Below are 6,552 nucleotides of genomic sequence, written 5' to 3' on the forward strand. Positions count from 1 at the left end.
CCTCGCCCCCGCCCCACAGGCGAAGACGCACCGGAGCGCCCAGGTTGAGGCCAAACTCCTCGCCACCATCCACCACCAGGGTGGGCTCCAATTGCAAGAAGCCTTCGTCCCGGCCCACCCCATGACGCGGCAACAACGTCAGCGTCGCGGCCTCCAGACGGGTGAGGAAGCGCCACCGCCGTACCTGGGGAACGTCCCTGGATTCCGTCTCCAGCACAGGCGGTGTCACGCGTTCATCAGGAGGCAAGCTCTCTTCCACGTGCTCCGGCGGCAGTGCGTCTTCAGCCCAGGAGGGTGCTGGAAGCAGCAGCCACAACGACACGACCCAGCCTCGCTTCACACGCATACGCACCGCCGGTGAGGGTTCCGGCGATGAAGCAAAGGACACACGTCTGACGTTCAGACCGGCGGCAGTCGCGGAAACACCTTGCTGCGGCAATGCGTCCCGATCGCTCCTGCCATTGTGGGAAGGTCCCGACGTACCCAGGAGCTGGTCTACGGTGAGCCACCCTCAGCTGCAGCGAGGATCGCAGTGCCCATGAAGCTGGCCCGCTTGACGACACCAGCCATCCTCTGCATCGCGCATCCAGCCCAGGCGGCGGAGGATTCAACTCAACAAATCCCGGTGTCAGGCCGGGTCACCCATAACCCCTGCCTCCTTGATGCCCTCTGTTCTCCGTCCTGACATGAGACGACTTCTGGTTCCACAGGCTACCGCGGGGATGGAAATCCCGAATCATCCATGTCTATAATTACCAAGCGCCTGAATGCGCACGCAACTCCAAGGAGAGCGCACATGGAAGACAAAACCATCAACATTCGAATATTCTCATTATTCTTCTTGCTTGCAGGCTGTGGAGCCAACGAGGGTTACGACGAGTTCGCTCCAACTGTGAATCCTGCCCTCTCGCAGATGCTAGAACTTCGCTTGCTGGCGTGGGTAAAATCATAAAATCTGTCGCACCAAGCGAAACCAGCGCCAGTCAAGAACTCTCGAACCAATCCCTTGGATACAATTACGACATTGGATCAAGCATCGGTTCGCCAGTCTTGTACTCGGACACATGCGGTGCTTTCGATGAGCACACGCCCACTTGCAGCTCCAGCCAGTCATCGGATCATTCCTACCGATGGACGGCTCCTGCGGCTGGCGGCTACAGCTTCACCACAGAGGGCTCCAGCTTTGACACCATTCTTCAATTGTACGATGCCGACGGCATCAATCCGATTGCATGCAATGATGATTCGAATGGTTCAACAAACTCATCCGTGCAGGCTGAACTCTCGGCCGGACAGACGATCGTAATCACTGTTGACGGCTACGGCTCCAACTGCGGACCGTTCCAACTCAACATCAAGGGCCCGAGAATTTCGAGCCAGCCTTACGCGGGGCGCTACTGGTCATTCAACACATATGCCTACACGTTGCTGTTCATGCGCCACATGAATGATCTCGGCTATGTGAGCCCGATTTCAAGCTCAATCGACAAGTTGGATGCCACTTTCAAAATCGTGAATGGCCTAGCAGATCCGCAATGTTTGTCGTTTGAGGCACGCAGTCATCCGGGCAGATTCCTTCGGCACTTTGGCTATCGCCTCGTCCTCAACAGTCCTGATGGCAGCATACTGTTTCGACAGGATGCGACGTTCTGCATGAAAAGGGGGCTGGCTGATCTTTCATATCTCAGCTTTGAGTCTTATAACTATCCAGGACGCTACATCCGCCATAGGGGCAATGAACTTTGGGTTGAGCCAGGAGGCGGAGACCCTTATGCGGCAGATGCCACGTTCAAGCTAGTGTCTCCCTGGTCGCCTTGATTTGCAGCGGCGACTGCACGACGCGCACAAGCTTTCCAGCCTGCCAAACGCGTGCACGCGAAAGGGTCAGCGCTTGTCAGCGCTGCCCCAAACAGGGTGCTCCATCTTCGTCCAGGACTTCCTGGGCCACCGGTGACTGCGTGGCGTCTTGCCCACGCAGTTTCCTCCGAGCACACGTCGTGCCCCGTCGCCACCGGGCCGAACGGTATCCGTCCGGCCAACGACGCGCCGGATCACTTGAGGGCGAACAGATGTCGTGTTCGACGCGCGGCGCGACGGATTGAGACGCGAGGCTTCAGGACACGTCGGCTGTGCGCCGCCGATTCTATTCGTGCGACAGCAGTTCCCCGATGCGTGTGTTCGGACGGGTCTGGACGCGTAGCAGTACGGCCGCGACGTACTCCTCGTGGTTGTTGTCCAAGGGCAGGCGCGCTTCGGAAACGAATCGGGTGAGGACGAAGAGTGTCACAGCGTGCGAGCGCACTGCGCGGGAGAAACGCGTCCAGGCGGAGACGCAGCGGCCCAGGCGGGTCTCCAGCACCGGGCGTTCCTCCGCCAGGAGGTATGTGCCCACGTGCCGAGCACACCCGTGCTGATCCTCCCCAGCCCCGCGCCTCGCGCGCCACCTCCACCAGCGTTCTGCCCGAGCCCGCCGCGAGTTCCCGATAAGCCTCGCGGGAGCGCTCGCGTATCGCGTCCTCCAGGAGCGCTGGGGCGCCCCCTGGATCTCCCGCGAGCACCGCGTCCAGCGCCTGCCGCGCGTCGGCGTCCAGCCCGGTGGTGGAGGAGCGCTGGGGCGCGTCCCGGACAGGCGTCGAAGGGGCTGAGAACAGGTGACTTCCGGCGTCAAAAAAGGGCGCTTCCGCTTGGCAAGGAGGGTGAGCAGGGCTCAGGGACACCACAGACGGGACCTAGGTTCGCGGAAAGGTTGGACCCCCCGCAAATTGGTCTTTCCTTGTAATAATTCCCTTATGACAAAAATCTGAAAACCTGAATTATGTTGGCCACATGTCTCAGTCTTCCAGCTTTTCCAAGACCTCCTTGGTTTCCCTGATTGATTTGTTGCGCGAGCGGGCTGGGACCCGGGCGGACGAACGGCTCTACACGTTCCTGGAGGAGGACGGGACGGACTCGCCGATGTCGTATGGCGAGCTGGATCGGTGGGCTCGGCGCATCGGGGCGGCGCTGGAGGAGACGACCTCCGAGGGTGCCCGGGTGATGCTGCTCTACCCGCCGGGGTTGCAGTACATCGCGGGGTTCTTCGGGTGCCTGTACTCGGGCCGGGTGGCGGTGCCCGCGTACCCGCCGGATCCGATGCGCCTGGCGCGGACGCTTCCCCGGCTGCGCTCCATCATCGAGGACGCGCAGGCGACCGTGGTGCTCACCACTTCGTTCATCGCGTCGTTCGCGGAGATGCTCTTCGAGCAGGCGCCGGAGCTGCGGGATCTCAAGTGGGTGGCCACCGATACGCTCCCGGAGGAGGCCGGCCAGGACTGGCAGCCCGCGCGGGCGGACTCCGACACGCTGGCGTTCCTCCAGTACACGTCCGGCAGCACGGGCACGCCCAAGGGCGTGATGCTCAGCCACGGCAACCTGCTTCACAACCTGGGGCTCATCACCGGCGCCTTCGAATCGCACGCCAGGTCCTCGGGCGTCATCTGGCTGCCGCCGTACCACGACATGGGGCTCATCGGCGGCATCCTCCAGCCGCTCTACGTGGGCTTCCCGGTGGCGCTGATGTCGCCGCTGGACTTCCTGCGCCGCCCCATGAAGTGGCTGGAGGCGGTGTCCCGCTTCGGGGCCACCATCAGCGGCGGGCCCAACTTCGCCTTCGACCTGTGCGTGCGCAAGAGCACCCCGGAGGAGCGGGCCGCGCTGGACCTGAGCCGCTGGGAGGTCGCCTTCTGCGGCGCGGAGCCCATCCGCCCAGAGACGTTGGATCGCTTCTTCCAGGCCTTCGGGCCCCAGGGCTTCAAACGCGACGCCGTCTATCCCTGCTACGGCCTGGCGGAGGCGACGCTCATCGTCTCCGGCGGCCTCAAGCGTGAGCCGCCCCTCTTGCGCTCGTTCGCCGCGGATCCGCTCGCGCGGGGCCAGGCGATCGCGGACGCCGAGGCAGGAGCGCGCACGCTCGTGGGCTGCGGCACCACGCTGGCCGAACAGGTGCTGCGCGTGGTGGAGCCCTCCAGCGGCAAGCCCTGCCCGCCGGGCACGGTGGGCGAGATCTGGGTGGCGGGCGGCAGCGTGGCGCGCGGCTACTGGAACCGGCCGGAGGAGACGGCGCGCGCGTTCGGCGGCCAGGTGGTGGGCGACGAGGGCCGCGCGTACCTGCGCACCGGCGACCTGGGCTTCCTCCTGGACGGGGAGCTGTTCGTCTCCGGGCGCATCAAGGATTTGATCATCCTGCGCGGGCGCAACGTGTACCCGCAGGACCTGGAGCTGACGGTGGAGGGCTGCCACCCGGCACTGCGGCCCGGGTGCGGCGCGGCCTTCAGCGTCGAGGGCGCTGGCGAGGAACGGCTCGTCGTGGTGCAGGAGGTGGACGCGCGCAAGCTGAAGGAAGGCGCGGAGGTGGCGGCGCTCGTGCGCCAGCACCTGGCGGAGCAGCACGAGGTGCAGTTGCACGCGCTGGTGCTGGTGGAGGCCGGCAGCATCCCCAAGACCTCCAGCGGGAAGATCCAACGGCAGAGCACGCGCGCGGCCTTCCTGGCCGAGGAGCTGGCCGTCGTCTGGGCGTGGAGCAACGCCCAGGAGCCTGTCGCGGCCGGGACGCGCGACGCCGAGGTGGCGCTCACCCCCGAGGCCTCCGAAGAGGCCCTGGTCGACTGGCTGCGCTCGCGGCTGGCTCGGCGCCTGCGGGTCGCTCCCGAGGCCCTCTCCCCCACCGCGCCCCTCACCGGCTTCGGCCTGGACTCGCTGGGCGCCATCGAGTTCGGTCACGAGTTGGAGACGGACGCCGGGGTCGTGGTGCGCATGGAGGAGCTGCTGCGCGGGCCCACGCTCACGGAGCTGGCCGGCCTGCTGCACTCGCGGCGGCAGGAGGGCGCGGGAAGGCCGGCGGGGATCCCCCGGACGGATGCGCCCGCTGCCCTGTCGCCCGCGCAGGAGCGCCTGTGGTTCCAGCACCGGCTGGCCCCGGAGGACGCGGCGCTGAACATCACCGCCACCGTCCAGCTTACGGGAGCGCTGGACGTGGCCGCGCTGGAGCGCGCCTTCCAGGACGTGGTGCGCCGGCACGAACCCCTGCGGACCACCTTCCACGCGCAGGGCCCGGACGGCGAGGCGCGACTGGAGGGCTCCCGCGACGGCGCCTTCGCGCTGACGGTGCGCGATCTGCGCGCGCTGCCGACCCTGGACCGCGAACGCCAGGTGGCCGTGCGCGCCAACGCGGAGGCGCTGCGGCCCTTCGACCTGTCGCGCGGCCCCCTGCTGCGCGTCACCGTGCTGCGCGTGGAGGAGCACGAACACGTGGTCATCCTCGCGATGCACCACATCGTGTCCGACGGCGCCTCCATGGGCGTGCTCGTGCGCGAGCTGTCCGCGGGTTACTCGGCGCACGCGGCGGGCCTCACGGCGGTGCTTCCCGCGCTGCCGATTGGCTACTCCGACTTCGGCGCCTGGCAGCGCTCGCGCCTGGACGCGGGGGCGTTCGCGGGGGATTTGGACTACTGGCGCCAGCAGCTCGCCGGCGCTCCAGAGGTGCTGGAGCTGGCCGGGGCGCGGCCTCGCGTCGCCCGCACGTCCCGACCAGGGGATGGCGTGGCGGTGCGCCTGCCCGTGGCCCTGGTGGACGGCGTGCGGGCACTGGCTCGCGCCGAGGGCGTGTCCCCCTTCGTCGTGCTGCTGGCGGCCTTCAAGCTGCTCCTGTCGCGCTACTCGGGGCAGGACGACGTGGTGGTGGGCACTCCCGTCACCGGGCGCGAGCGACCGGAGACCCAGGGCCTCATCGGCTTCTTCGTCAACACGCTGGCGCTGCGCACCCGGCTGGCGGGACGGCGCACCTTCCGTGAGCTGCTGGCCCACGTGCGCGAGGTGACGCTGGAGGCCTACGCCCACCAGGAACTTCCCTTCGAGAAGCTGGTGGAGGCGCTGCGGCCGGCGCGCGTCGCGGGCGCCACGCCCTTCTTCCAGGTCGTCCTCTCGCTGCTGCCGGATCCGCTGGCCGGGCAGGGCCTGCCCGGCCTGGAGCTGCGGCGGCTGGAGCGGGCGCCGGTGGTCGCGCAGGGCGATCTGCACCTGGCGCTGTCGGAGCGGGACGGCGGCCTGTCCGGGTGGCTGGAGTTCGACACGGACCTCTTCGACGCCGCGACGGTCCGTCAGCTCTTCTCGCACCTGGAGGTGCTGCTGGGCGCCGCGCTCGCCGCGCCGGACGCGCCGCTGGCGTCGGTGTCGATGCTGGATGCGTCCGAGCGCCGGAAGCTGGCCGGCGAGTGGAGCGGGGAGACCGGGGACTCGCCGCCAGAAGCCCTCGCGCACCACGTGTTCGAGGCGCAGGCGCGGCGCACGCCCGAGGTGGAGGCGCTCGTCTTCGAGGGCCAGTCGTTGACGTACAGGGCGCTGGACGCCCGCGCCAACCGGCTGGCGCGCGTGCTGCGCCGCCACGGCGTGGGCCCGGACGTCCTCGTGGGCCTGTGCTTCGAGCGCTCGCCGGAGTTCGTCGTCGGCCTGCTGGCCATCCTCAAGGCGGGCGGCGCGTACCTCCCGCTGGACCCCACCCTGCCCCCCCAGCGGCTC

The 6,552-nt window shown here is 67.5% G+C and carries 3 protein-coding genes and 1 pseudogene; 2 read left to right on the top strand and 2 right to left on the bottom strand.

Features of this window, described 5'->3' with window-relative positions:
* Positions 1-229: pseudogene (locus tag D7V88_RS44875) on the bottom strand (hypothetical protein); the annotation flags it as partial.
* A 707-nt stretch (positions 230-936) separates the two neighbouring features.
* On the opposite strand from D7V88_RS44875, the gene D7V88_RS42770 reads away from it, so the two are divergent.
* Entirely contained in the window at positions 937-1,818 is an 882-nt protein-coding gene (locus tag D7V88_RS42770) for an AbfB domain-containing protein (RefSeq protein ID WP_147449039.1), read from the top strand.
* Between the two features lie 325 nt (positions 1,819-2,143).
* Here D7V88_RS42770 and D7V88_RS37670 read toward each other — a convergent pair whose 3' ends face one another.
* Positions 2,144-2,392, bottom strand: a complete 249-nt coding sequence (locus tag D7V88_RS37670) for a hypothetical protein (RefSeq protein ID WP_120545390.1) — start codon at positions 2,390-2,392, stop codon at positions 2,144-2,146.
* Positions 2,393-2,859: 467 nt separating this feature from the next.
* Between D7V88_RS37670 and D7V88_RS37675 the strand changes: the two genes are divergently transcribed.
* Positions 2,860-6,552: AMP-binding protein (locus tag D7V88_RS37675; RefSeq protein WP_158625247.1), on the top strand; the 3,693-nt coding region annotated here is incomplete at its 3' end.

The sequence above is a fragment of the Corallococcus terminator genome (assembly GCF_003611635.1).
GTDB lineage: Bacteria > Myxococcota > Myxococcia > Myxococcales > Myxococcaceae > Corallococcus > Corallococcus terminator.